We start from the raw sequence: 26009 nt of genomic DNA, 5'->3' as shown, positions 1-26009 counted from the left end.
CTTGTCCTGTTCGTCGCCCGCACGCAACGAAGGGGCCAGCCAGCTCCGGTGCCTCACCGTCGGGGTCGCCCGCCTGGACGAGGGGCAGACCCATGACCGCGGTTGAGGCGCTGCCCGGGGACCGCCTGGCAGCTCGCCGGGCACCGCGGGCGTCGTTCACCACCCTCGGTGTGCCCGCGTCGCGTCGCCTGGAGTTGTGGGAGGAACACAACGCGCGCGCTCTCGTGGCGATGACCTGCCGGACGTTCACGGACGAGGGCCTCGAGGCCAGTGAGTGGAACGTGCAGACGCGTGGCCTGCGGCTGGCGCGGATCACGGCGGGAGCCCACGTGGTCGAGCGGACGCTGCGGGAGATCCGGCGCCGCCCGGCAGGAGCGATGCTGCTCACCGTGGTGGTGTCGGGGGAGATCTGCATCTACGACGGCAACGGTGTGGTCACGCTGCGGCCGGAGCAGGCAGTCCTCACCGACACCGACGTCCCGTCCATGCGCGGGTACTCGAAGGGCGAGCAACTGCTGCTGACGATCCCGAAACCCCTCTACCGGGACGTCGTGCACGCCGGGGTGCCACCGGCGCGCCAGGTCTTCGACCTCTCCGTGCGCGCGAGCGGTCATGCCGCCGGTTCCGCTCTCGTGCGGTTGATGCAGGAGGCGCTGCACAGGACGAACCCCACGGACCTCCGCGGCCTCGAGGACGACGCCCTCCGTCTCCTCGGCCAGATGGTCATCGGGCCGCGCGCCGGCGACCCGGAGTCTCAGTTCGAGGCAGCAGGCATCTTCATCCGTCAGCACCTGGCGGACCCGACGTTGTCGGCGAGCCGGGTCGCCGCCGCCCTGGGGGTCAGCGAACGGCAGATCTCGCGCATCTTCAGCCGGCACGGGGGAGTGGCTCGCTGGATCACCGACGAGCGTCTCGAGCGGGCCCAGGCCAGCCTGACCTCCCCGGGCCGGCGCTCCGTGGGCCAGGTCGCCCGGGAGTGTGGCTTCGGCTCGCAGTCGTACTTCGCGCGCGTCTTCAAGCAGCGCTTCGGCGTCTCGCCGCGGGACGTGCTCGACGGCGGCGCGTGCGACGGCTGGGAGCGCGCGGCGGGATGAGGGCGCGGCTCGGGCCGGCGACCGCGGATCTGGGGTCAGGATAACCGGGGGGAGCGGCGGGTCACTGCGCGCCCGAGGGCTTGCGCACCGCCAGCGGCTCGCCGGTCTCCATCGCGCGCAGGCGGGCCCGAAGCGCTGCGAGGCTCTCCTCCGGGTGGGTGAGGATGAAGAACCGGTCGTGCAGGATCGCCTCGACGACCTGGTCCGCAGTGACCGAGGGGTCCAGCGCGTTGCCCTCCATCGCGCCGCGGATCATGTCCAGGACCCTGCGTCGCTCAGGGGACTCGGAGATGGTGGTCCCCTCCGGCCGGTTCCGCTCGGCGTCGGGCATGCGGGACTTCGTCATGCCGGGCACCAGGAGCGACACCCCGATCGGCTCGCCGGCGCTGCGCAACTCGATCGCCAGGTTCTCCGACAGGGAGAGGATGGCGAACTTCGAGACCGAGTACGGCCCGAACGTCGGGAGGCCGGTGGCGAACGCCGATGTCGAGGCGGTGTTGACGATGTGCCCCTCGCCCTGCTCCCGCAGCAGCGGCAGGAACGTGCGGCAGCCGTAGAGAACCCCCCAGAAGTTGACCCGCAGCACCCATTCCCAGGTCGCGAGCGGGATGTCCAGGAACGGTGCGCCGCTCTCGACCCCGGCGTTGTTGCAGACGATGTGGACGCCGCCGAAGCGGTCGAGGGTGGCCTGGGCCAGCGCCTCGACGTCCTCGAGTCGGGAGACGTCGGTGCGCACGCCGTGCACCTGCGCGCCGTCCGCACCCAGGGCGGCGACCGCCTCCTGCAGCGGCCGCTCCTCGATGTCGGCGATCACGACCTTCATCCCCTCGGCGGTGAACCGCTGGGCGAGCGCGAAGCCGATGCCGCTGGCGCCGCCGGTGACGACCGCCACGCGGTTCCGGAATTCCTTGATCACACCGTTCCTCCTGGTGTCCGGGTCAGCTGCGCGAGAGCGCGACCGTGCGCCGTGCGGCTCGGGCCACGGCCTCGTCGACCATGCGACCGTCCTGGTCGACGTACGCCCCGGAGCCGGCGGCGATCGCCGCGTCGTACGCCGTGAGCAGCGCCGTTGCCCGGGCGACCGCCTCGGGGCTCGGGGTGAAGACCGCGTGGACGGTCGGCAGCTGCGCCGGGTGGATGCAGGCCCGGCCGACGAAGCCCTGGCGCGCCGCTCGTTCGGTGGACGCGGCGAAGACCTCCTCGTTCCGCACCACCGTCGACACCGGGGCGACCGGAGGGTGGATGCCGGCCTCGCTGCTCGCGAAGACGACCCAGGACCGTGCCCAGGCCGTCTCGGCCTCGTCCGCCCCGGGCCGGGTGCCGGTGGACGCGCAGAGGTCGTACTCGCCCAGATGGAGCCGGAGGACGCGCGGGAGCGCTGCGATGACGCGAGCGTCCAGCACGGCGCCGGGTGTCTCGAGCAGCGGGCTCAGCCGCCAGTCCAGGCGGCGCCGGTCCAGCTCGGTGGCGAGGGTCTGCAGGTCGGCCACGGTCGCCTTGGCCGGCACCAGCCCGGTCACCCCGGCTGCGCCGGCCAAGGCGTCGAGGTCGGTGAGCCCCTCCGCGCCGGCGTTGACCCGGATCCACAGCTCACGGCTGGTGCCCACGCGCTCGGCTGCGGTCGCGGCCAGCCACTCGGCGACGTCCAGCCGTGCTGACGGCTTCGCGGCCACGGGTACCGCGTCCTCGAGGTCGACGATGACGGCGTCCGCGTCGCTGGCCCAGGCCTTGCCGAGCCGTGTGCCGGCGTTGCCGGGCACGTAGAGGTGGGACCGGGGGAGCGGGGCGTTCACTCGGCCCCGTGCCCGGTCACGGTGTCCCCGGCCGCGGGAAAGGGGCCGACGAGCAGGCGCGTCCCGCCGTGCGAGGTCTGGCCGCCGTCGACGACGATCTCCGCGCCGGTGATCCAGCTGGCGTCGTCACTGAGCAGGAAGGCCACCAGGGGTGCGACGTCGGTGACCTCGCCGACCCGTCCGAGCGGGATCTGCGCCAGTGAGGCGAGCCGGAAGCTCTCCGGGTTCTGCCGCACCAACGGAGTGTCGATGTAGCCGGGGAAGACGGTGTTCACGCGCACCGCGCGGTCGCCCAGCTCGTTCGCGGCCAGTGCGGAGAGGCCGCGGAGCCCCCACTTGCTGACGGTGTACGCCGTCGTGCGCATGCCGGTCAGGCCGGCGACCGAGCTGACGTTGACCACCGAGCCACCGTCGGTCATCAGTGGCACGAGGGCCTGCATGGCCAGCAACGGCGCGGTCAGGTTGACGGCCAGGGCCCGGTCCCACTGCTCGGCCGAGACCTCGAGCAGCCGCTGGCGCGCACCGATGGCGGCGTTGTTCACCAGGCCGTGCACGCGGCCGTGGGTCTCCGCGAGGCTGCCGGCGAGCTCGGCCCAGGTGTGCGGGTCGCTGACGTCGGCCTCCCGGCAGAGCGCCGCGACCGACCTGGCCTCGTCCCCGAGTTCCAGGTCGACCGCGATCGGCACGCCGCCCTCCGCAGCGACCTTGTGCAGCTCCGCCAGCCCCTGGCCCCGGCCGGCGCCGGTGATGACGACGACCTTGTCCTGCAGGGTGGCCACGGCGCGTCCCCCTCAGACCGTCGCGACCGGCTGCACCAGCGGTGCCGTCTCCAGCTGCTTGGTGAACATGAAGTTGGTGCGCTGGGCGTCCTCGTCGGCGGCCATCGCCCGCAACTTCGACAGCTCGGCTTCCAGCCGGACGGGGTCGCTGGTGTGGTAGAGGAGCTGCTTGTTGGCGCTGGCGCGCGGTGAGGCGATCTCCAGGAAGGTGCGCCGACGCTCCTCGGCATAGCGGTCGAGCACCGACTCGTCCGCGGTCCCCTTGACGACCGCGGCGAGGGCGTCGTAGAGGACGAAGGTGTCGAAGAGCCCCGAGGTCAGGCCCAGACCGCCGGTCGGGTTGGTGGCGTGGGCGGCGTCACCGGCGAGCAGGACCCGTCCCGCGCGCATGCTGGAGGCGGCGCGCTGGTGCATGCGGTAGGGGCGGTAGGCGTCGAGCTCGTAACCCTCGTCGCCCGGCAGCAGCTTCTCGTACCACTGGGGGATGCGGTCGCCCATCTGGTCCTCGGGCGTGTCCGGGTGCTCGGCATAGGTGACCCGCCACAGACCGGTGTTGTCGATCTTGGCGATGATCGCGCCGTAGGTCGGGTCGATCTGCAGCGTGGACCGCGCGTAGCCGTGCGCCTCGAAGTCGTAGCGGACGTTGGTGGCGACGAAGACCTCCGGCCAGGTCATCCCCTCGAACGCCAGCCCCTGGGACTTGCGCACCGTGCTGCTGGCACCGTCGGCTCCGACCAGGTAGGAGGCGCGGAGCTGCTCGGTGCCCTGGGCGCCCTCGGCGGTGACCGTGACGCCGTCGTCGTCCTGGGTGATGCCGGTGACCCTCGTGCCGAACCTGACGGAGGCGTTGTCGAACCTGCCGAGCTCCTGCAGCGCGATGTCGGCGAGCTTGTGCTGGCCCATGTGCAGGTTGTAGGGGTGCGGGACGAGCCCCTCGAGCACGCCGACGCTCAGGTCGATCTTCTCGCCGGTCGCGTAGACGTACCAGGAGTAGTCCTGCTTGGTGAACCCGACCCGCTTGGCGGCCTCCAGCAGGCCCAGCCGCTCGATGCCCTCCAGGACCGACCAGTGGTAGACCATCGCCCGCGGCGCCTGACCGATGGCCGGCTCGGCGTCGAGCAGCGTGACGCTCAGCCCGGTCCGGGCCAGGCCCAGGGCGTTGAGGACGCCGACCGGACCGGCGCCCACGATGACGACGTCGCTGTGCTGCACGGGGGAACTCACTTTCGCTCGGTCGCCGAGGCGAGGACGTCGAGGTAGGAGACGTCGCGCAGCCCGGCCAGCTGGAGCGTCGACCGCTCGAGGGTCGCCACGTGCTCGGACGGGAGGCCGTACCCGGCGTTCGTGCGGAACTTCGTCAGGACGTCGTCGGTGCTCAAGGGGTTCTCCGCACCGCCTCGCTGGTAGCGGAACTCGTGCTCGAGGACCCGGCCGTCGACCGTCTCGACGCGGACGCCCCCGCCGAAGGAGTCGGGTTTCGCGCTGTACTGCCGCAGTTCGTAGCCGATCCGCGGCGTGAGCGCGGCCACCTCCGGGTCGGCGATGGCGTCCTCCGTGAAGGAGCCGACGTCGAGCCTGCCGGTGACCAGGCGGGTGGCCAGGCAGTAGGGCAGGCTGAACTTGGCGTCGTAGGCCGTGCGGGGGTGCACCTTGTCGGCGACGGGCTCGCTGACCAGCGCGACTCCGGTCTCGGTGGAGAACCCCACGATCGACGTGACCTCGTCTGCTCGCAGGGGGTTCGCGGCGAGCACCTCGGCCAGCGCGTCGACCGCGGCGTGGGTGTAGTGACAGGCCGGGTAGGGCTTGTAGGCGATCTCGTCGGTGACCCAGTGGTTGCCCAGGTCGCCCACCTGGTTGCCCAGGTCGCTGTCCGCACCGTGCACGTAGGTTGCGTAGTAGCCGCGCGCGCCCTCGAAGACGGTCGCGGGTCCGGTCGCCCCGTGTGCCGCGAGCGCCGCGGCCGTCAGTCCGGAGCGCGCCGCCCAGCCCGCGTGCAGCCGCTTGGTCTCGGACCCGTCGGAGAGGAACTCCAGCAGCCCCGATGCCATGCTCCCGGCGATCCCGAGCGCATTGGCCGTCTGGACGGCGTCCAGGCCACGGGCGCGGGATGCCGCTGCGGTGGCCCCGAAGACGCCGCACACCCCGGTCGGGTGGAAGCCGCGGGCGTGGAACGTGCCGCCCGCCGCGTTGCCGACACGGATCGAGACCTCGTTGCCGGCGACGATCGCAGCCAGCAGGTCGGCACCGGTCGCGCCAGCCACGCGCGCGGCGACGATGGCGGCCGGGACGACGCCGGCGCTGACGTGCACCACTGAGTTGGGGTGGGTGTCGTCGAAGTCCAGCGCGTGGCACAGCGTGCCGGTGACGAACGCAGCGTCGGCCGGAGTGAGGTCCGTGGCACCGATCGCGGTGGCCGTGCCGTGTCCGCCGATCTCGCGCACGGCGCCCAGGGTGTACGACGCCTCCCCAAAGGCGTACGCCGCGACGCCGCAGCCGAGGGCGTCCAGCGCGTGCAGCTGCGCGTGCTGCACGGTGGCCTCGGGGATCTGCTCGATCTTCAGCTGTGCGACGAAGTCGCTGAGTCGCTCGGATTGCGTGCCCACACCGGCTCCGTTCGCTAGCCGCCCAGTTGTGCTGTCAACGTATACCGGGCGCCGGGGCGTTGCAACGGTCACAGCAAGACCCTGGGCGGCCGCGGGTTCGTGACCCGTCGCCGACCGCCCACGGATGCACCTCCGGTGCGACAGGAGGTGCCCGCTCCACGCGGGAGCAGCGCGCGTCGCGGACCCTTGACCGAGTGGTGTCGCCCACATAATGTGCGCTGAGCGAAGAGTTGTTCCGTCAGCGACCAGAGCGCGCGGGCATCGTGACCGCCCGCAGCGGCCGTGGTCCCCGTCCACGGTGGTGCCGGGGACGTCTCGGGTGCATGCCGTCGGTTCTTGGCCGGGTTCGGCTCGTCGAGCGTCGTCGCACCACCCGGACGAGACCACGAGTGAGGAGTACGTCAGTGATGGCCGGTGGCAACGAGGAGACGGTCCGCGCCTTGATCGAGGCCCTCAACCAGAAGGACTGGAACCGCTTCGGCGAGCTGCTGCACCCCGACCTGACCTACGAGCTGCAGAGCTACCACCTGCCCGGTGCCGCCCCGATGGACAAGGCGACCACCCTGGCCGCGCTGCCGGGTCTGGTGGCCACGGTGTTCGACGCCGACAGCCCGCAGTTGGAGGTCACCCACGTGGTGGCCCAGGGCGACTGGGTCGTGGCCGAGGTGCGTGGCAGCGGCAGGTTCCACGAGGGAACGGAGTACGAGAACCGCTACGTGCACGTGTACGAGGTCGTCGACGGGCTGGTCCGGACCGATCGCGAGTACATGGACACCCAGCACATGGCAATGCTGTTCGAACGCGTCATGCCGGCGTCCTGATGAGCCCGGACGACCGGCCGCAGCGACGTCCACCGACCCAGCCGAGCGAGACGAGGAGCGACCGATGACCGACACCCAGGCAGCCGCAGGGGCAGAGCCTGAACTGAGGATCACCCACGACGGCCCCGGCGGTTGCCCGGTGCTGCACGGCTTCGAGCCCCTCGAGCCCGCCCAGATCGCGGACCCGTCCGCGGTGATGGCGTTCTCCCGCCGCGAGGCGCCGGTCTTCTTCAACCCCCAGCTCGGGGCATACATCGTGACCAGGCACGCGGACGTCGCGAAGGTCTTCATGGACCAGGAGACCTTCGCGCAGATCCCCTTCATCAACCGGCCGATGCCCGACGAGCTCCGGGAGCTGCTCCCGGACGGGTTCGCCACCGACGCCATCGCCCCGTTCCAGAACTCGACCACCCACCCGCGGGTGCGGAAGCTCGCGCAGGTGCCGTTCATGCGCCGGAACGCCCTCGGCGCGACCGACCTGTGCCGCCGGGTCGCGGACGAGACCATCGCCGAGTTCCAGGCGTCCGGTGAGGCGGACCTCATCCCCGCCTACGCGCGCAAGATCCCCATGCGGCTGATGCTCTCCATCCTCGGGATCGACAGGGCCCACGAGGACGACCTGCACCGGTGGGTCGCGGAGTGCATGCGGGTGTTCGGCGACCCGACCGTCACCGATGCCGAGCTGGTCGAGCTCGGCCGGGAGCAGGCGGAGTTCCGCCGCTTTGCGCTCGACATGATCGACGACCGGCGCCGGAACCCGAGGGGTCAGGGGGACTTCCTCACCGACCTCATCACCGCGACGGTCGACGGTGAGCAGGCCCTCACCGACACCGAGGTCTTCGGTGTCGTGCTGCTGTCCATCATCGCCGGTGGCGACACCACGGTGAACCTCATCGCGCAGATGGTCATGCGGATGCTCGACGACGGGGGCGCGCTGTGGCGCGAGGCCGATGCCGACCGCACGATGCTCGACACGATGATCGAGGAGGAGCTCCGGCACGACCACGTCGGCCGGATGACCTACCGCCGAGTGGTCCCCGACACGGAGCTCGACGGCGTCGCCATCCCGAAGGACTCGCTGCTGGCCGTGCACGTGTGGTCCACCGGGCGCGACGAGTCGGTGTGGGAGCGCGCCGAGGAGTACGACCCGCGCCGTCGCGACGCCCTCAGGCACCTGGGCTTCGGCAAGGGGAGCCACTCCTGCATGGGGGCCATGCTGGCCCGGGTCGAGACCCGGCAGGCCATCGAGGCCCTGCTCGACCAGCTGCCGAACGCCCGGAGAGTCCCGGGGCACGAGGTCCAGCGCATGTGGGGCACAGCGGTCCAGAGCGTCCTCAGCGGGCTGGTGGTCGCGTGGGACGTTCCGGTACCGGCCGGCGCGAACGGCTGACACCGGGCTCGGAACCCGGACCGGACCGGACGAGGAGAAGACGTGAGCGGAGTTCTGCAGGGCAAGGTGGCCATCGTGACCGGGGCCGGGCGCGGCCTGGGGCGGACCCACGCCCTGGCCCTGGCCCGGGCCGGGGCCGCCGTCGTGGTGAACGACATCGGTGTCAGCATGGACGGCGCCGGGCGCGACACCCAGCTCGCCGCGTCCGTCGTGGCGGAGATCGAGGCAGCCGGCGGGCAGGCGGTCCAGGACGCGACCGACGTCTCGGACTGGGACGGGGCCAAGGGCGTCGTGGAGACCGCGCTGTCCGCCTTCGGGCGTCTGGACATCGTCGTCAACAACGCGGGCATCAGCCGGTTCGCCCCGATCGACCAGGAGACCGGCGAGGACTGGAACAGGGTCATCGGCATCAACCTGACCGGGACCGCGGCGGTCACGCACTGGGCCGCCGCGCACTGGCGTCAGGCCGGCGCCGAGGCCGGACGGGCCATCGTCAACACCAGCTCCCCGGCCGGGACCAACCCGATGCCCGGTACCCCTGCCTACTGCGTCTCGAAGGCCGGCGTGCTCGCGCTGACCTTCACCTCCGCCGGGGACCTCGCCGAGCTGGGCGTCCGGGTCAACGCGATCGCCCCCATCGCGCGGACCCGGCTCACCGAGGCCGTGCCGATGTTCGCGGACGTCGTGGCACCCGTGCACGAGGGCTTCGACCGCATCGCCCCCGAGCACGTGTCCGCGGTGGTCACCTACCTGGCCTCGCCGGCGTGCTCGTTCACCGGTCGGGTCTTCGGCGTGGAGGGTGACGACCTGTTCGTGTTCAGCGGCTTCAGCGCCAGCACGCACCTGAACAACGACGGCGAGCAGTGGACGATCGAGAGCCTGTCCGCCGCGCTGTCCGACGTCGACCGGAACGACCGCGGCTACGCCATCGCGCCCTCCACCCGGTACGTCCAGCCCCAGCCCGGGGACGCCGTCCTCGAGGCGCTCGCCGCCGTCGAACGTGGCGAGGCCCTGCCCGCACCCACCCCCGCCGGCGCCTGAGCGCCGCCCCATGCCGACGAGATCGTCGTCGTGGAGGACCGGCACGAGCGGGGCCTGCTCGCTCCCCACCGCGAGGACGACCGGCTCGTCGGCACGCTGACGGTCGACCGGCCGACGGAGATCACGAAGTACCGCCACTGATCGCCCGGCGGGCGTCGTGGGAGGAGGCCGTGGAGTACGCGGGCTCGTCGGTCCCACGGAGCCTCGACCACACTTCCTGACCGAGCGCGACCTGCGACGAGGACACCGACATGACGGAACTCCTGAGCGCCTTCCGCTACGCGACCGACGACGGCGTCGTCCGCAACCCCCAGGCCGACTTCGACCGGCTCGGGGACGGGCCGTGGGACGGGCTCCGCCGGTCCTACATCCCGCGCCCCGAGCTGACCATCGATCCCGCGCTCGCACTGCACACCGAGGCCGACCTCGACGTCGACCCGATCACCTACCAGGTGCTCCGGTCGCGGATGTGGCACCAGAACCTCGAGCACGGCGACATCATCCAGCGGACCACCGGCTCCGCCCCGGTCATCTACTCGAAGGACTTCGCCACGGCGTTGCTCACCGAGGACGGGGAAGCGGTGGTCGTCAGCCCGACCATCCAGTTCTTCTCGACCCTGGCCGATCTGGTCGTCAAGTGGACGCTGGAGAACCGCAGTGAGTCGCCCGGGATCGCCGAGGGAGACGTCTTCCTGCAGAACAGCCCCTACGTGGCGGCAGGCCAGCAGCCGGACACCGCGGTCTTCGGCCCGGTGTTCGTCGACGGGAAGCTCTTCGCCTGGGTCTACAACGCCCTGCACATGGGCGACCTCGGGGGAGTGGATCCCGGCGGGTGGGCGGTGCACGCACGAGACATGTACGAGGACGGCGCCGCCACGCCGCCCGTGAAGATCGTGGATGCCGGGACGCTCCGCTCCGACGTCCTGGACCTCTGGGTGCACCACGGTCGGGACCCCGAGACGCTGCGTCTCAACGTCAAGAGCGGGATCGCCGGCGTGCGCGCGATGGTCGCCCGTGTGGCCGGGCTGGTGGAGGAGCGCGGCGCTGCCACGGTCAAGGGCGTGATGCGCAAGATGATCGCGGAGGCCTCCCGTGTGGTCGGCGACCGGCTCGAGAGGATCCCCGACGGGACGTGGTCGCGCCGCCTCTATGTCACGGGGGCGCTCGGCGTCGACCGCGAGAGCCACCAGGAGGTCTTCACCCTCACCAAGCGGGGCCGGCACGTCATCTGCAGCAACGAGGGCACCTCGCCGCAGTCGGGACCGGGGAACTCGACGTACTCGGTACTGCGCTCCGCGGCGGTTTCCGCGCTCGCCGCCGCCCTGGCCTGGGACCAGCAAGGCTGTTTCGCCGGCATCGCGGACCACGTCCTCATGCAGCCGACGTTCGGGACCCGCAACTGCGCCAACCCGCCGGCCGCCACCTCGGCACTGCACAGCGTGTTCGTGACGATGAACCTGGCCGGGCTGTGCGCGAGCTCCATGGTCCTCGCCGCGCCACCGGAGCTCCGTCAGCGCGCGACGGCGTCCGGGGGCCTCTCGGTCGCCATGGCCGACATCGGCTTCGGGCTCAATCCCGACTTCTCCCTGGTGGCGCCGCCGGCCTCGACGCACGGGGCGCTCCTCGCCGGTGCGATCGGAGCCTTCCCCCACAAGGACGGGGTCGACTCGGCAGGGTCCTGGTTCATGCTCGGCACCTCCGCCGGCAACGTGGAGTCCAGCGAGCAGGAGGGCGTGGGCCTGGTCCTGTACCGGCGCGAGGTCCAGGACAGCGGCGGGCCCGGCCGCTGGCGTGGAGGCAACGGGGTCGGCGCGGCGTGGGTGCCGCACCAGCAGTCGTTCATGAGCAATGCGCAGATGGTGTTCGTGGAGCCCAGCGCCAACCTCGCCAGCGGCCTGGCAGGTGGGTACTTCGCGCTCGCCGGCAACTTCTTCCGGACGACGGGGGGCGCCGTCGGTCAGGCGATGGCCGCCGGCCGTCTCCCTGGTGACCGCGAGCAGATCCGGGCCGAGATCGACGCGTTCGAGCGGCTGCACCCCCAGGCCACGCTGATGCCTCTCCCACAGGGTGACGCGGTCCTGATCGAGTACAACGGCGGTGGGGGATACGGCGATCCGCTGCTGCGGGAACCCGAGCGGGTGGCGCGCGACGTCGCCGGAGGGCGCACCAGCGTCGAGGCCGCGCGCCGGTTCTACGGCGTCGTGGTCGACGCGGCCGGCTCGCTCGATACGGCGGCAACCGATCGCCGCAGAGCCGAGATCAGGTCGGAGCGGCTGGCCGGTGCCACGGTGCCGCCGCGCGAGGTGCCGGTGGGCGACGTCGTGCCCGTCCTCACGGGCGCGGCAGGAGGCATCGACCTCTCGTCCGTCGAGGGCGCGTTCTGCTGGACCTGCTCGGACTGTAGGGCCTGGCTCGCACCGGCCGAGGCCCCCTACCTGTCAGGGGCGGCGAGCAGCCAGCGGCCGCCGCACGAGGTGGACGGCCGGATGTACGTGGACCCGGCCCTGTTCGGGGACGACACCATCTTGCTGCGCCAGTACTTCTGCCCCTCGTGCGCCGGGCTCCTCGGTCAGGACTTCTGCCGGGCCGAGGATCCGCCGCGCGACGACGTCCGCATCGACCTCACGACGCTCTCGACCGCCCAGGAGGGTCACGCATGACCGCGACGCAGTCCGCCGACGATCAGGACCTCGTGATCGGCGTCGACATCGGGGGCACCTTCACCGACTGCGCGATCGTCCTCCCCGACGGGACCGCGCGGCCCGGCAAGTCGCCCACGACCCCGGACAACCGCGCGCGTGGGTTCTTCGACTCCATCGAGGACGCCGCGACGGGGCTCGGTCTGTCGCTCGACGACGCGCTCGCCCGGTGCCGGCTCCTGGTCCACGGCACCACGACGGGCACGAACGCCCTCATCGAGCGCCGCGGTGCCAAGGTCGGCCTGATCACCACGTCGGGCCACGGTGACGTCACCCTCATCATGAAGGCCGAAGGCCGGCTGGCCGGCGTCGACGGCGCGCACATCTGGGACCTCCCGCGGAGCGACAAGCCGGAGCCCGTCGTGCCCCGCGCCCTGATCCGGGAGGTGGACGAGCGGATCGACTACCTCGGCGAGGTGGTGGTGCCGCTCAACGAATCCCAGGTCGCCGCCGCCGCCGACGAGCTGGTGGCCGCTGGCGTCGAGGCCATCGCCGTCAGCTTCCTGTGGTCGGTCCGCAACAGCGCCCACGAGGACAGGGCCGTCCAGCTGATCAGCGACCGTCATCCACAGATCTTCGTCACCGCGGCCAGCTCCGTGTCCTCCTTCGTGGGGGAGTACGAGCGGACCATGACCGGCGTCGTCAATGCCTACATCGGCCCGCTGATGAAGGACTACGTGCAGCGGATCGAGCAGGAGGCCGGGCGGCGCGGCTACGCCGGGCGGATCCTCTACGCCCAGTGCGCCGGCGGTGCCATCACCGAGGCCGAGGCGCAGGTCGCGCCGGTGCGCACGGTGCACTCCGGGCCGGTCAGCGGTCTGCTGGGCAGTGCCCACGTGGCGGCGGCCCTCGGGGAGCCGGACCTCATGGTGGCCGACATGGGCGGCACGTCCTTCGACGTCAGCGTCATCCGCGGGCTCACGCCGGACGTCCGCGACGTCTCGCTGCTGGAGCGCTTCGAGGTGTCGCTGCCGATGGTCTACGTCGACACCGTCGGCGCCGGCGGGGGCAGCATCGCCTGGCTCGACGCGGCCGGGGGGCTGCAGGTCGGGCCGCACTCGGCCGGGGCGATGCCGGGGCCGGCGTGCTACGGCAACGGGGGCATCGAGGCGACCGTGACCGATGCCGACGTCGTCCTCGGCGTCATCGACCCCGACAACTTCCTGCACGGGCGGCGCAAGCTCGACGTCGCGGCGGCCGAGCGGGCGGTCGGAGCGCTCGGGGACCGGCTGGGCCTGTCGCTCGAAGAGACCGCGGCGGGCATCAACCAGATCATCGACGCCAAGATGGCCGACCTGCTGCGGCGGATGAGCATCCTCCGCGGTTTCGACCCGCGCGAGTACACGGTCTTCGCCTACGGCGGAGGCGGCCCGGTGCACGTCGGCGCCGTGGCTCGTGGGGTCGGGGTACGGAAGGTGATCGTGCCGATGCTGCACATGGCCTCGGCATGGTCGGCCTACGGTGCCACGGTGGCCGACGTCATCCACGTCGTCCAGCGCTGGGAGCAGCACCGGATGCCGGTCGACCCGGACCGCATGAACACGGTCCTGGCCGATCTCGAGGAGCAGGCGCGCGGCATCCTCGCCACCGAGGGCTTCGAGGGCGGCCAAGTGGCGATCGACCGGTCGGTGCGGATGAAGTACACCACCCAGCTGCACACCATCGAGGTGCCCATCTCGGGGGAGCCGCTCGACGAGGTGGCCGTCGAGGGCATCGGGACGGACTTCGCCCGGCTCTACGACGACCTGCACGGTGAGGGCTCCGGTCACCTGGCCGGCGGGGTGAGCCTGACCGGTTTCGTACTCCGGGCGCGCGGGATCGTGGACCGTCCGGGGATCGCCCGGGCGCCCAGTGCCACCGACGTCGAGCGGACCTCCCGGCCGGTCTACTGGGCCGAGGAGCGGGCCCGCGTGGAGACGCCGGTGCTGCGTGTCTCCGGTGGGCGGCTCGAGGGTCGGCTCGACGGGCCGATGCTGGTCGAGCTGCCGGACACGGTCGTCGTCATCCGCCCGGGGCAGTGGGTCACCTGCGACGAGTACGGCAACCTGGTGCTCAGGGTGTAGCGGGCTGGCGCACGGTGACGGACGGGTGGTGGTCGAGCGGAGCTGCCGGCCCCGTGAGTCCGGTCAGCAGCCGTCGGTCACAGGACGGTCCTGCGTGCGTCGGAGAGGGAGAGCGCGGCGGAGATCGTCTCGGCGGCCTCGCGCAGCGGGGGGAGGCACTCGCGGCGGAGATGGGTGAGCGTCGTCCGGGCCGCGTTCGAGGAGACGCTGAGGGCAGCGCCGGTCCGGTGGTCGCGCCCGGTGACGGGGACCGAGATGGCGCGCAGGCCGATCTCCAGCTCCTGGTCGACCAGGCAGTAGCCCTGGTCGCGGACCTCGGCGAGCGCGGCCCGGAACCGGTCGGGGTCGGTGATCGTGCGCGGCGTGTACTGCCGCAGGGGCCGGCCGGCGAGGTACTCGTCCAGTGCCGCGTCGTCGAGGGCGGCCAGCAGCACCCGGCCGGCGGCCGTGGTGGAGGCCGGGAGGCGACTGCCCACGCCGCCACCGATGGTCATCACCCGCTGCGGGTGGACCCGGGCGACGTAGACGATGTCGGGCAGGTCGAGCGTCGACATGGAGCAGGACTCGTTGAGCCGCTTGACCAGGTCGGCGAGCACGGGGCGGGCGATCTCGTCCACCCCCAGGGAGGCGACGTAGTTCCAGCCCACGTTGAGCACCTTGGGCGTGAGCGAGAACTCCCGGCCGTCGGACTTCAGATAGCCGAGGGAGCGCAGGGTCAGCAGGATCCGCCGGGCCGCCGCGCGGGTCATGCCGGTCAGCTCCGCGACCTCGCTCAGCGTCATCGCCGGATGGGTGCTGTCGAAGCACTCCAGCACGGCCACGGCCCGCTCGAGCTGCTCGAGTCGCTCGCCACCGTCCGGCGCCTGGCGTTGACGGGAGGCAGTGTCCATGGCCAGAGCCTAGCGGCGTGTTCGGTGAGCGAACACGGTTCGGCCGCGGAGTCGTGCGGTGGCCGCCTGGGACAGCGGCGTGCCGCGCGGGTGCCGACCGCGCCACGTCCCGAGCGGGACGGTCCGACCTTGACCCCCCCTTGCTACGGGACTAACCTCAGCGCACGAATGTACGGTCAGCGAACTTCGGTGTCCTTGCGCGGACCCGTCGCCGCAGAAGAGGAGAACGGTTCCCGCATGACGCAGCACGCTGACGTGACCCCGACCGTCCGACCCGGGTGGGAGGGACGCTTCTACGAGGACTTCCAGCCGGGGGACGTCTACCAGCACCCGCTGGGGCGCACCGTCTCCGAGGCGGACAACACATGGTTCACGTTGCTGACCATGAACACCAACCAGTCGCACTTCAACGCCGAGGTCGGCAAGGCGTCGGAGTTCGGCCGCCCGCTCGTCGTCTCCACACTGACCATCGCGATCGCCATCGGGCAGTCGGTCACCGACACCACCCAGAACGCGTTCGCCAACCTGGGGCTCGACGGTCTGGTCCTCACCCATCCCGTGTTCGCCGGCGACACGCTCTTCTCCGAGTCGCTGGTGCTCCAGAAGCGGGAGTCGGGCAGCCGCCCCCGAGCGGGCATCGTCACCATCAAGACGCGCACGCTGAACCAGCACGGCGACGAGGTGCTGTCCTTCCGCCGGACCTTCTACGTCCACAAGAGGGGTGCCGAGGCCGCGCGGAGCGTCTTCCCGCGCGGGAAGAAGCCGCTGACCGCCTGAGCCGGAGCGGCTGTAGCCCACACGCCGCCTGCCGTGGTCGCACCAACCTGTTGTCCGTGAAGCGAAGTCCAGTCGATCGAGAGGAGCGCGGTGGCCGTGACCCGACCGACCGACGCGGAGGAGGCACCCGCGACACGACGCCCGAGGCCGCTGGAGGGCGTGCGCATCGTGTCCCTGGAGCAGTACGGCGCCGGTCCGTGGGGCACGCTGCACCTGGCCGACCTGGGCGCCGAGGTCATCAAGATCGAGGACCCGGCGTCCGGCGGGGACGTCGGCCGGTACGTGCCCCCGTACGGCGAGGGCGAGGACTCGCTCTTCTACGAGGCGCTGAACCGCAACAAGTCCAGTGTGTCCCTCGACCTGCGCTCACCCGCCGGGCGTGCCGTCTTCGAGGACCTGGTGCGCGGCAGCGACGCGGTGTTCTCCAACCTCCGCGGTGACGTCCCGGCGAAGATGGGCATCCGGTACGAGGACCTCAAGCACCTCAACCCCGCGATCGTCTGCTGCTCGCTGAGCGGCTTCGGCATGACCGGGCCGCGAGCCGACGGCCCCGGCTACGACTACATGCTGCAGGGTCTGGCGGGGTGGATGGACCTCACCGGTGAGCCCGGGGGGCCGCCGACCAAGACCGGGCTGTCGCTCGTGGACTGGACCGGTGGTTACGTGGCCGCACTGTCCCTGGTGGTGGGGGTGCACGCGGCCCGGCGGGACGGCGTCGGCCTGGACTGCGACGTCAGCCTCTTCGACACGGCCGTCACGATGCTGAACTACCCCGCGGCGTGGCACCTCAACGCCGGCTACGTCCCCGCGCGGACGCGGCACTCCGCGCACCCGTCGCTGGTCCCCTTCGGGAACTTCCAGGCAGCCGACGGCTGGCTGGTCGTGGCCTGTCCCAAAGAGAAGTTCTGGCGGCTCCTGATCGATGCGCTCGAGCTGCCCGAGGTCGCCGCGGACCCGCGGTTCAGCGACTTCGGCGGGCGGCAGCGGCACCGCGAGGCGCTGCTGCCGCTGCTCGAGGACAGGTTCCGCCAGCGGCCGGTCGACGAGTGGCTCCAGCTGCTCGGCGCGGCCGGCGTCCCGGTCGCCCCGATCAACTCCGTCGCCGACGCCCTGGCCGACGAGCACACCGCTGCCCGCGGTCTGGTGGTGGAGACCGAGCACCCGCGGTTCGGCCGGGTCCGCACGCTGGCCTCACCGGTACGGGTCGGCGACCCGGCCGCCCTCACGTACCGCCGGGGACCTGCCCGCAACGAGGACGCCGACCGCGTCCTGCGTGCCGTCGCCGGCTACGACGAACAGCGGATCCGCGCCCTCGCCTCGGCCGGGGCCTTCGGGGATCTGGACCCCGACCTGGACGGGCGCCCGGCGCCCGCGCACACCCCGACCACCGACGTCCCCGTGGAGTGACAGATGGACTTCGAACTGACCGACGACCAGCAGCAGTTCCGCAGTGTCCTCCGGGACTTCGTCGACAAGGAGGTCATCCCGGTCGCCCGCGAGTACGAGCAGGCCGGGCGGTACCCGACGGAGATCGTCGAGGGGCTCAAGGAGATGGGTCTGTTCGGGATCACCGTCCCGGAGGAGTACGGCGGGCTCGACCTGGACCCGGTGGCCTTCGCGATCGTGTTCGAGGAGCTGGCGCGTGGCTGGATGGGCGTCGCCGGCGTCCTGGGGAGCCACTCGCTGTCCTGCCGGCTGATCGCCATGCACGGGACCGAGGAGCAGAAGGCCAGGTACCTGCCCGACCTCGCGACCGGGAAGCGCCGCACCGGTCTGGGGCTCACCGAGCCCGACGCCGGGACCGACGTCCAGGGGATCAGGACCGTCGCCCGCAAGACCGACGGCGGGTACGTCGTCGACGGCACCAAGACCTGGATCACCAACGCCCGGTTCGCCGATCCGCTGCCGGTGATGGTCAAGACCGACCCCACCGCCACCCCGGCGCACAAGGGCATGAGCGTGCTGCTGGTGGAGCAGGGCACGCCCGGCTACTCGGTGCTCAAGGACATCCCCAAGGTCGGGTACAAGGGGCCGGAGTCCTGCGAGGTGCTGCTCGACGGGGCGCAGGTGCCGGCGGAGAACCTCCTCGGCGGCGTCGAGGGGCGCGGCATGCAGCAGGTGTTGTCCGCCTTGGAGTGGGGGCGGGTCAACATCGCCGCCCGGTCGGTCGGCGTCGCGCAGCGCGCCTATGACGAGGCGCTGCGCTACTCCCAGGAGCGCAAAGCGTTCGGGCAGGAGATCGCCCAGTTCCAGGCCATCCAGCTGAAGCTGGCGCAGATGGCCACCAACGTCCAAGCCGCCCGGTTGATGGCGTACTGGGCGGCGAGCCGGCTGACCCTCGGCCGGGCCGACGGTCCGACCGGGATGGCCAAGATCTTCTGCTCCGACGTCGCGCTCGAGGCGGCCATCGACTCGATGAAGGTGCACGGCGGCTACGGCTACTCCTCCGAGTACGAGATCGAGCGCCTCTATCGCGACGCTCCGCTGATGAGCATCGGGGAAGGCACCAACGACGTGCTGCGCACCGTGGTGGCCAAGTCGCTCCTCAGCGGCACGACCGTCGTCGGCTGACGGCACGCTCGCCCCCGTCGGTCCCCGGTCCACCGGGGACCGACGGGGTCGGGGCCGACCCGGTCCGATCGACGACGTCGGAGTGGAGTGGGCCGCTGTGCTCCCATGCGCAGGGGCTGGGTGGCCTGCCCGAGGACGCCGGCAGGACTGGTGTCCGACCCGGCGGACCCACCACCCCGGTCCTCTCCTCCGGCGGCCCCGGGTGTCCCATCTCCGCTTCGGCAACGGCGTCCACACGGGCGCCGGACACTGGGCGGCACGGATTGCGGTCGGGGGGATCGCGGTGCCGATGCTGTACTGCGCGCTCCCGGGGCTACGGACGGACACCCGCCGGGCCGGTGAACCGGTCCGGATGGCTGTCCCGCGGCCTGACGGACGCGCCGGTGACGGGGGAGGCCGCACGGCGGCTGTGTGAGCACCTGCCTGTTCGTCGGCGGCCGCCGCGTAGCTGTCCGACTCCTGGATGGGTCAGCGTGCCTCGGTCAGATGATGGTGCTGCGTGCGTCGGAGAGGGAGAGCGCGGCGGAGATCTGGGACGCGGCCTCGCGCAGCGGGGGGAGGCACTCACGGCGGAAGTGGGCGGGTGTCATCCGGGCGGCACTCGAAGAGACGCTCACGGCAGCGCTGGTCCGGCCGTCACGGCCGGTGACGGGGACCGAGAGGGCCAGCAGGCCGATCTCCAGCTCCTGGTCGACCAGGCAGTAGCCCTGGTCGCGGACCTCGGCGAGCGCGGCCCGGAACCGGTCGGGGTCGGTGATCGTGCGCGGCGTGTACTGCCGCAGGGGCCGGCCGGCGAGGTACTCGTCCAGTGCCGCGTCGTCGAGGGCGGCCAGCAGCACCCGGCCGGCGGCCGTGGTGGAGGCCGGGAGGCGACTGCCCACGCCGCCACCCATGGTCATCACCCGCTGCGGGTGGACCCGGGCGACGTAGACGACGTTGGGCAGGTCGAGCGTCGACATGGAGCAGGACTCGTTGAGCCGCTTGACCAGGTCGGCGAGCACGGGGCGGGCGATCTCGTCCACCCCCAGGGAGGCGAAGTAGTTCCAGCCCACGTTGAGCACCTTGGGCGTGAGCGAGAACTCCCGGCCGTCGGACTTCAGGAAGCCGAGGGAGCGCAGGGTCAGCAGGATCCGCCGGGCCGCCGCGCGGGTCATGCCGGTCAGCTCCGCGACCTCGCTCAGCGTCATCGCGGGGTGGTCGCCGTCGAAGGACTCGAGCACCGCCATCGCGCGTTCGAGCTGCTCGAGACGCTCGCCTCCGTCCGAGGAGCTTCGAGGGGGAGGTGCAGGGTCCATGGCTCGAGCCTAGCAATGCGTTCGGTCAGCGAACAGGAATGCCGTCGACGTCACTCACCCGGAGCGGGGGCCGGCCACGCCGGCCTGCTCGTGGAGCTACAGGTGCGCAACACGTCCAGCGCATCGCCGTGACCGGCGTCCGCGTCGGCGATCACCGGGACGCAGCCGAGACGATCCGCCGCACGTCGTCGCTCTCGCTACCGGGGAGCCCGACGTCGGGTCGCCCGATGAGCAAGGCCGTGGTCCTGAACCCGGTCACGTGCACGGCGTCGAAGCCGGCCTGTTCCCCCAGGCGCGCTCAGGGCGTCATGGGTACCGGGCGCGGTAATGGGCTCAGGCGCGGCCAGGAGCTGAGGCAGGCGTGGCCTCCCAGTGGGCCGGGACCCTGCGCTTCGCCACGCCGTCTCGCCCTCCCTCGTGCATCCGACGCTGAGCGGCGCGGTCCCGCGCACGAGGACCCTCGGCTCCCAAGCCGCCCCGACCACCAGTGAGCGGCCCTCCGGCCCGAGCGAGCGGGTCGGCGCAGCGACCGCCTCGGCTGCCCGACGTCGGCTAGCACATTGCCGCCCACGGACCGGACAGAATCCGCCAGTCAGCACCGACGGCAGCCTCGCGGTGCCAACCTCGACGGCACACCACCGGAAACGAGGTCAACAATGACTGCGCTCGAGCCTGCCCGGGTCACCTTGCCGACGGAGCTCGTGTCCCGGCTGCAGGAGCTGCTCGGTACCGAGGCCGTCCTGCTCGAGGACGAGCAGGTGCAGGAGTTCCAGGACCCCTACTGGATCCCGGGCGATTCCACGTACCGCGGCTCGGCCGTGGTGCTGCCCGCGAGCACCGAGCAGGTGCAGGCGGTCGTGCGCCTGGCGAACGAGTACGACGTGGCGCTCTCGACCAGCTCACAGGGACGCAACAACGGCTACGGCGGCGCCTCGCCCCGGGTCGGGGGTTCGCTCCAGTTGAGCCTGCGGCGGATGGACCGGGTGCTGGAGATCGACGACGAGCTCGCCTATGCCGTGGTGGAGCCCGGCGTCCGCTGGCTCGACCTGCACGAGGCGCTCGAAGCCGGCGGACACCGGCTGCGCCTGTCCGTGCCGGACATCGGCTGGGGCAGCCTGGTCGGCAACTCCCTGGACAACGGCGTCACGTACATGGCCAACGGCCAGGACTTCTCCGCCGCGTGCGGTATGGAGGTCGTGCTGCCCGACGGTGAGCTGCTGCGGACCGGCCTCGGGGCGCAGCCGGGGAACCCGGCGTGGCACGTCTACAAGCGTGGCGTGGGACCGGTGCTGGACCCGCTGTTCATGCAGTCCAACCTGGGCATCGTGACCAAGATGGGCGTCTGGCTCCAGCCGACCCCCGAGGCGTACCAGACCCTCTCGCTCAACATCGAGCACGACACCGATCTGGGCGCTGCGGTCGACGCCGTCCGCGACCTGATGCTGGCCGGCCTCGTGCGTGGCGTTCCCTGCTTCTACGGCGCTCCGTTGAACGGCACCATCATCAAGGACCTGCCGATGCAGCCGGGCACCGCCTGGACCGACGAGCAGCTCGACGACCACGGGCGGGAGACCGGTCTCGGCCGCTGGTCGGTGCGCATCGCCCTGTGGGACGACCCTGACGTCATGGCGGTCAAGCGGGCCAAGATCCTCCAGGTCTGGTCACGCATCCCGGGCTCGTCGGTCTACGAGGGTCCCGTCTACACCCCCGATCAGTACGGCGAGATCACCAACCAGACCGAGAAGGTGCAGATCGGCATCCCGCACCTGGACCTGCTGGAGCTGTTCCCGCCCTTCGTCGGGCACGTCGAGGTCTCCCCGGTGGCACCCATGAAGGGCGACGTCGTCACCGAGGTGGTCGACATCATCCGGACCACGCTGGTCTCCAACGGCTTCCTGGCGCAGATCGGGATCCTGGCGATCAGCGCCCGGTCGGCGGCGGTGGTGACGGGCATCAACTTCGACAAGACGAACGAGGACATGACGAAGGCCGCCCTGTCGGTGGCGCACAACCTGATCAACGAGCTGGGCGAGCAGGGCTACGTGCCCTACCGCACCCACCTGCACTTCATGGACGACGTCGCCGGCCATCTGTCGTTCAACGACGGCGCCTACCACCGGTTCCTGGGCAAGATCAAGGACGCGGTCGACCCACGCGGCATCCTCTCGCCCGGGCGCTACGGCGTCTGGGGGAGCCAGGGGACCGAGAGGGGCAACGACCGCTGACCCGTGTCCACGGAGGCAGCTCCGCCTCCGCGGTCCGGAAGGTCCCCGATCGGCTCACCGCAGGAGCGACAGAAGTCACTGTCTGCAGGGCCGCCCAGCCCCACGGTCGGGATCGGACGGAACTCGAGCGACAAGGAGAGCCACCCATGGCAGACCTCGACACCGACGTCCTCGTCGTCGGCAGTGGACCGGCGGGCTCCGCCGCCGCGCTGGCCCTGGCGACCTACGGCGTGCAGACGACGGTCATCACGAAGTACGGCCGCCTGGCCGACACCCCCCGGGCGCACATCACGAACCAGCGCACGATGGAAGCGCTGCGCGACCTCGGCGTCGAGGAGGAGGTGATGGCCGAGGCCGTGCCGCAGGAGCTGATGGGCAACCTCGTCTACTGCACTTCGATCGCCGGTGAGGAGCTGGGCCGCCTGCACAGCTGGGGGACCCGTCCCGACCGGTTCGCCGACTACTCGGCGGCCAGCCCCTCGCGCATGTGCGACATGCCGCAGGACCTGATGGAGCCGGTGCTGCTGCACAACGCCCAGTCCCGTGGCGCGAAGGTGCGCTTCGACACCGAGTACCTCTGGATGCAGCAGGACGACGAGGGCGTCACGGTGCACGTGCGCGACCGGCTGCGCGGCGACGAGTACGACATCCGGGCCCGGTACGTCATCGGCGCCGACGGTGGGCGCAGTCAGGTCGCCGACGACATCGGCCTACCGCTGCAGGGGCAGATGGGCGTCGGCGGCAGCATCAACATCGTCTTCGAGGCCGACCTGTCCCACCTGGTCGCCGACCGCCCGTCAGTCCTCTACTGGGTGCTGCAGCCCGGTGCCGACGTCGGCGGCATCGGTGCCGGCCTGGTGCGGATGGTCCGGCCCTGGCACAAGTGGCTGATCGTCTGGGGCTACGACATCAACGGCCCGGCACCGGACCTGACCGAGGAGTACGCGCTCTCCATCGTGCGCAAGCTCGTCGGCGACGACTCGGTGAAGGTCACGATCACGTCCAGCTCGGCGTGGACGGTCAACCACCTGTCCGCCGAGCGGTACTCGACCGGCCGGGTCTTCTGCGCCGGCGACGCCGTCCACCGGCACCCGCCGTCGAACGGCCTGGGGTCCAACACCTCCATCCAGGACTCCTACAACCTGGCCTGGAAGCTCGCCGCCGTCCTCAAGGGCCAGGCCGGTCCGGGGCTGCTGGACACCTACTCGGCCGAGCGCGCGCCGGTGGGCAGGCAGATCGTCGACCGGGCCAACCAGAGCATCGCGGACACGTCGCGGATCTTCGACGCCCTCGGTCTGCTGAACACCACCGACCCCGAGCGGATGGTCGAGCACATGGCCGCCCGCAAGGACGCCACGCCGGAGGCGGAGAAGCAGCGGGCCGCGCTGCGCGAGGCGATCGCGTTCAAGGACTACGAGTTCAACTGCCACGGCGTGGAGATGGACCAGCGCTACGAGTCCTCCGCGGTGGTACCCGACGGCACCCCTCCGGAGCAGCCGGTCCGGGACCCGGAGCTGTACTCCCACACCTCGTCGCGGCCCGGTGCGAAGCTGCCGCACGCCTGGCTGACCACCGACCACCGACGCCAGGTCTCCACCCTGGACCTGGGGGGGCGCGGCCGGTTCACGGTGTTCACCGGCATCGGCGGCGACAGCTGGACGCGCGCGGCCTCGGTGGTGGGGGAGCGGCTGGGCATCGACGTCGCCGCCGTCGTCATCGGCCCCGGCCGGGAGTACGACGACCTGTACGGCGACTGGGCACGGGTCCGCGGCATCGACGACGGCGGTGTACTGCTCACCCGCCCGGACAACTACGTCGCCTTCCGGCAGACCGGCGCCGCAACGGAAACCGAGGCCGAGGCGGCGCTGGAGAGCGCCCTGCGGACCGTGCTGGACCGCAACGGCGAGGAGGCACAGGCATGAGCGACCGGGAGCTGTTCAGCGAGGAGCGGTCGGCCGAGGTGGTCGCGGGGAGCTTCGCCGACACCCCGGACCCGCGGCTGCGGCAGGTGATGACCTCCCTGGTCCACCACCTGCACGCCTTCGTCAAGGACGTGGAGCTGAGCGAGGAGGAGTGGGGGTTCGCGATCGACTTCCTGACTCGCACCGGGCACATGAGCAACGAGGTGCGGCAGGAGTTCATCCTGCTCTCCGACGTCCTCGGTGTGTCGATGCTGGTGGAGACGATCAACCACCGGACCGGCGGCACCTCGACCGAGTCGACGGTGCTGGGCCCGTTCCACATGGTCGAGTCCCCGGTACGGGAGCTCGGCGCGGACATCGCGCTCGACGGCAAGGGCACCCCCTGCCTGGTGTCGGGCCAGGTGACCGGCCCGGACGGCGAGCCGCTGGCCGGCGCATCGGTGGACGTGTGGCAGACCAACGAGGACGGCTTCTACGACGTCCAGCAGCCCGGCATCCAGCCGCCGGGCAACCTGCGCGGCATGTTCACCGCCGATGAGGACGGGCGCTTCTGGTTCCGGTCGGTGGTGCCGCGGTACTACCCGATCCCCGACGACGGGCCGGTCGGCCAGCTGCTGTCGTCCACCGGCCGGCACCCCAACCGGCCGGCGCACCTGCACTTCATCGTCGCGGCTCCGGGCTATCGGCCGGTGACCACGCACGTCTTCGTCGCCGACAGCCCCTACTTGGACTCCGACGCGGTGTTCGGCGTCAAGGAGAGCCTGATCCGGGACGTGGCCGAGGTCGACGACCCGGCCCGGGCCGCGGACCTCGGGCTGCCCAACCCCTTCCGGACGCTCACGTTCGACCTCTCCCTGCTGCGCGCCGACCAGGCACCGCCGGCCGCCCAGCCGGCGCAGGCGCAGCCGACCGTGGTGCGCGGAGCTCCCGGAGCGCCGTCGTGATCCGGCCGTTCACCTACTCCGCGCTGCCCATGCGCGTGGTGTTCGGCCCTGGCTCCCTGGCCGGGCTGCCGGACGAGGTCGCGGCACTGGGGCTGACCCGCGTCCTGGTCCTGTGCTCACCCGAGCAGGAGGCGACCGGCAAGGAGGTCGCCGCCGCGCTGGGTGACCGAGCTGCCGGCGTCCTGGCCGAGGCCCGCATGCACGTACCGGTCGAGGTGGCCACCCGGGCCCGGGACCTCGCCCGCGAGCTCGGCGCCGACGGCTGCGTCGCCGTCGGCGGCGGCTCGGCGGTCGGCCTGGGCAAGGCCATCGCGCTGGAGCACGGCCTGCCGGTGATCGCCGTCCCGACGACCTACGCCGGCTCGGAGATGACCCCGGTGTGGGGGCTGACCGAAGGCGGCGCCAAGCGCACCGGCCGCGACCTCCGCGTCCTGCCCAAGAGCGTCGTCTACGACCCGGAGCTGACGCTGAGCCTCCCGGCGCAGCTGTCGGCCACCAGCGGGATGAATGCGATCGCCCACGCCGTCGAGGGGCTCTACGCCCCCGACGCGACCCCGATCGTCTCGTTGATGGCCGAGGAGGGCACCCGGGCGCTGGCCGCCGCCCTGCCCCGGGTGGTCGCCGACGGATCCGACGTCGACGCCCGCGGCGAGGCGCAGTACGGCGCCTGGCTGTGCGGCGCGGTGCTGGCAGCGACGACGATGTCGCTGCACCACAAGCTCTGCCACACCCTCGGCGGCACGCTCGACCTCCCGCACGCCCAGACCCACACCGTCGTCCTGCCGCACGCACTGGCCTACAACCAGCCCGCCGCCCCCGACGCGGTCGCCGCCCTGTCCCGCGCGCTCGGCGGCGTCGCCGACCCCGCCCGGGAGCTGTGGGAGCTGGCCGGCCGGCTCGGCGCACCGCGGTCCTTGGCCGAGCTCGGCATGCAGGAGGACGACATCCCGCGCATCGTGGAGCTCGCGGTCGCCAACCCCTACGCGAACCCGCGGCCGGTGACACAGGAGGGCGTCACCGCACTGCTCGAGGCGGCCTGGTCCGGCCGGTCGCCCGGCAGCCCCGGCTCCTGACACAGCCGCGGCACGGTCACCCCACTGAA

General features: G+C 71.7%; 20 protein-coding genes. 13 read left to right on the top strand and 7 right to left on the bottom strand.

What is annotated here, in order from left to right; genetic code table 11:
* The first annotated feature begins 92 nt into the window (after positions 1–92).
* Positions 93–1094, top strand: a complete 1002-nt coding sequence (locus ACWIX7_RS04285; RefSeq protein WP_446765968.1) for a helix-turn-helix domain-containing protein — start codon at positions 93–95, stop codon at positions 1092–1094.
* 61 nt (positions 1095–1155) lie between these two features.
* On the opposite strand, the gene ACWIX7_RS04280 is transcribed toward ACWIX7_RS04285, so the two are convergent.
* The 5 genes from ACWIX7_RS04280 to ACWIX7_RS04260 are packed head-to-tail and all read right to left on the bottom strand — an operon-like array spanning position 1156 to position 6269.
* Entirely contained in the window at positions 1156–2010 is an 855-nt protein-coding gene (locus ACWIX7_RS04280) for an SDR family NAD(P)-dependent oxidoreductase (protein WP_446765969.1), read from the bottom strand.
* Positions 2011–2032: 22 nt separating this feature from the next.
* Positions 2033–2887 (bottom strand): HpcH/HpaI aldolase/citrate lyase family protein, encoded by an 855-nt coding sequence (locus ACWIX7_RS04275; RefSeq protein WP_448620354.1) that lies wholly within the window; start codon positions 2885–2887, stop codon positions 2033–2035.
* Positions 2884–3666, bottom strand: a complete 783-nt coding sequence (locus ACWIX7_RS04270) for an SDR family NAD(P)-dependent oxidoreductase (protein WP_446765971.1) — start codon at positions 3664–3666, stop codon at positions 2884–2886. The genes ACWIX7_RS04275 and ACWIX7_RS04270 overlap by 4 nt, the downstream gene beginning before the upstream one ends.
* Before the next feature lie 12 nt (positions 3667–3678).
* The gene (locus ACWIX7_RS04265; protein ID WP_448620353.1) at positions 3679–4890 is read right to left on the bottom strand and encodes an FAD-dependent oxidoreductase; all 1212 of its coding nucleotides are present in this window, start codon (positions 4888–4890) and stop codon (positions 3679–3681) included.
* Positions 4887–6269, bottom strand: a complete 1383-nt coding sequence (locus tag ACWIX7_RS04260; RefSeq protein WP_448620352.1) for an MmgE/PrpD family protein — start codon at positions 6267–6269, stop codon at positions 4887–4889. The genes ACWIX7_RS04265 and ACWIX7_RS04260 overlap by 4 nt, the downstream gene beginning before the upstream one ends.
* A gap of 407 nt (positions 6270–6676) precedes the next feature.
* Here ACWIX7_RS04260 and ACWIX7_RS04255 point away from each other — a divergent pair, with 407 nt between their 5' ends.
* The 5 genes from ACWIX7_RS04255 (at position 6677) to ACWIX7_RS04235 (ending at position 14283) form a co-directional block, all read left to right on the top strand.
* The gene (locus tag ACWIX7_RS04255; protein ID WP_446765974.1) at positions 6677–7090 is read left to right on the top strand and encodes a nuclear transport factor 2 family protein; all 414 of its coding nucleotides are present in this window, start codon (positions 6677–6679) and stop codon (positions 7088–7090) included.
* 64 nt (positions 7091–7154) lie between these two features.
* Positions 7155–8480: a cytochrome P450 gene (locus tag ACWIX7_RS04250; protein ID WP_446765975.1), complete on the top strand. Its 1326-nt coding sequence runs from the start codon at positions 7155–7157 to the stop codon at positions 8478–8480.
* Positions 8481–8522: 42 nt separating this feature from the next.
* Positions 8523–9521 carry an SDR family NAD(P)-dependent oxidoreductase gene (locus ACWIX7_RS04245; RefSeq protein ID WP_446765976.1) on the top strand — a complete coding sequence of 333 codons (999 nt, stop codon included), beginning with the start codon at positions 8523–8525 and terminating at the stop codon, positions 9519–9521.
* A gap of 251 nt (positions 9522–9772) precedes the next feature.
* Positions 9773–12181, top strand: coding sequence for a hydantoinase B/oxoprolinase family protein (locus ACWIX7_RS04240; RefSeq protein WP_448620351.1), 2409 nt, complete (start codon positions 9773–9775; stop codon positions 12179–12181).
* Positions 12178–14283, top strand: coding sequence for a hydantoinase/oxoprolinase family protein (locus ACWIX7_RS04235; protein WP_448620350.1), 2106 nt, complete (start codon positions 12178–12180; stop codon positions 14281–14283). Before ACWIX7_RS04240 ends, ACWIX7_RS04235 begins: the two co-directional genes overlap by 4 nt.
* Before the next feature lie 77 nt (positions 14284–14360).
* On the opposite strand, the gene ACWIX7_RS04230 is transcribed toward ACWIX7_RS04235, so the two are convergent.
* Positions 14361–15173 carry an IclR family transcriptional regulator domain-containing protein gene (locus ACWIX7_RS04230; protein WP_446765979.1) on the bottom strand — a complete coding sequence of 271 codons (813 nt, stop codon included), beginning with the start codon at positions 15171–15173 and terminating at the stop codon, positions 14361–14363.
* 237 nt (positions 15174–15410) lie between these two features.
* Here ACWIX7_RS04230 and ACWIX7_RS04225 point away from each other — a divergent pair, with 237 nt between their 5' ends.
* From ACWIX7_RS04225 to ACWIX7_RS04215, 3 genes are all read left to right on the top strand, one after another.
* Complete coding sequence (locus ACWIX7_RS04225) at positions 15411–15950, top strand: MaoC family dehydratase (RefSeq protein WP_446765980.1); 540 nt, start codon at positions 15411–15413, stop codon at positions 15948–15950.
* Between the two features lie 96 nt (positions 15951–16046).
* Entirely contained in the window at positions 16047–17357 is a 1311-nt protein-coding gene (locus ACWIX7_RS04220; protein ID WP_446765981.1) for a CaiB/BaiF CoA transferase family protein, read from the top strand.
* A gap of 3 nt (positions 17358–17360) precedes the next feature.
* Positions 17361–18521 carry an acyl-CoA dehydrogenase family protein gene (locus ACWIX7_RS04215; protein WP_446765982.1) on the top strand — a complete coding sequence of 387 codons (1161 nt, stop codon included), beginning with the start codon at positions 17361–17363 and terminating at the stop codon, positions 18519–18521.
* 482 nt (positions 18522–19003) lie between these two features.
* Here ACWIX7_RS04215 and ACWIX7_RS04210 read toward each other — a convergent pair whose 3' ends face one another.
* On the bottom strand, positions 19004–19816 hold the full coding sequence (locus tag ACWIX7_RS04210) for an IclR family transcriptional regulator domain-containing protein (RefSeq protein ID WP_448620349.1): 813 nt from the start codon (positions 19814–19816) through the stop codon (positions 19004–19006).
* A 656-nt stretch (positions 19817–20472) separates the two neighbouring features.
* On the opposite strand from ACWIX7_RS04210, the gene ACWIX7_RS04205 reads away from it, so the two are divergent.
* From ACWIX7_RS04205 to ACWIX7_RS04190, 4 genes are all read left to right on the top strand, one after another.
* The gene (locus ACWIX7_RS04205) at positions 20473–22041 is read left to right on the top strand and encodes an FAD-binding oxidoreductase (protein ID WP_446765984.1); all 1569 of its coding nucleotides are present in this window, start codon (positions 20473–20475) and stop codon (positions 22039–22041) included.
* Positions 22042–22187: 146 nt separating this feature from the next.
* Complete coding sequence (locus ACWIX7_RS04200) at positions 22188–23963, top strand: FAD-dependent oxidoreductase (protein WP_446765985.1); 1776 nt, start codon at positions 22188–22190, stop codon at positions 23961–23963.
* Positions 23960–24907: an intradiol ring-cleavage dioxygenase gene (locus ACWIX7_RS04195; protein WP_446765986.1), complete on the top strand. Its 948-nt coding sequence runs from the start codon at positions 23960–23962 to the stop codon at positions 24905–24907. Before ACWIX7_RS04200 ends, ACWIX7_RS04195 begins: the two co-directional genes overlap by 4 nt.
* Positions 24904–25980 carry a maleylacetate reductase gene (locus ACWIX7_RS04190; protein ID WP_446765987.1) on the top strand — a complete coding sequence of 359 codons (1077 nt, stop codon included), beginning with the start codon at positions 24904–24906 and terminating at the stop codon, positions 25978–25980. The genes ACWIX7_RS04195 and ACWIX7_RS04190 overlap by 4 nt, the downstream gene beginning before the upstream one ends.
* The last annotated feature ends 29 nt before the right edge of the window (positions 25981–26009 follow it).

This window comes from Geodermatophilus sp. URMC 65 (assembly GCF_053502545.1).
This window is presented reverse-complemented; position numbering and strand designations above follow the sequence as displayed.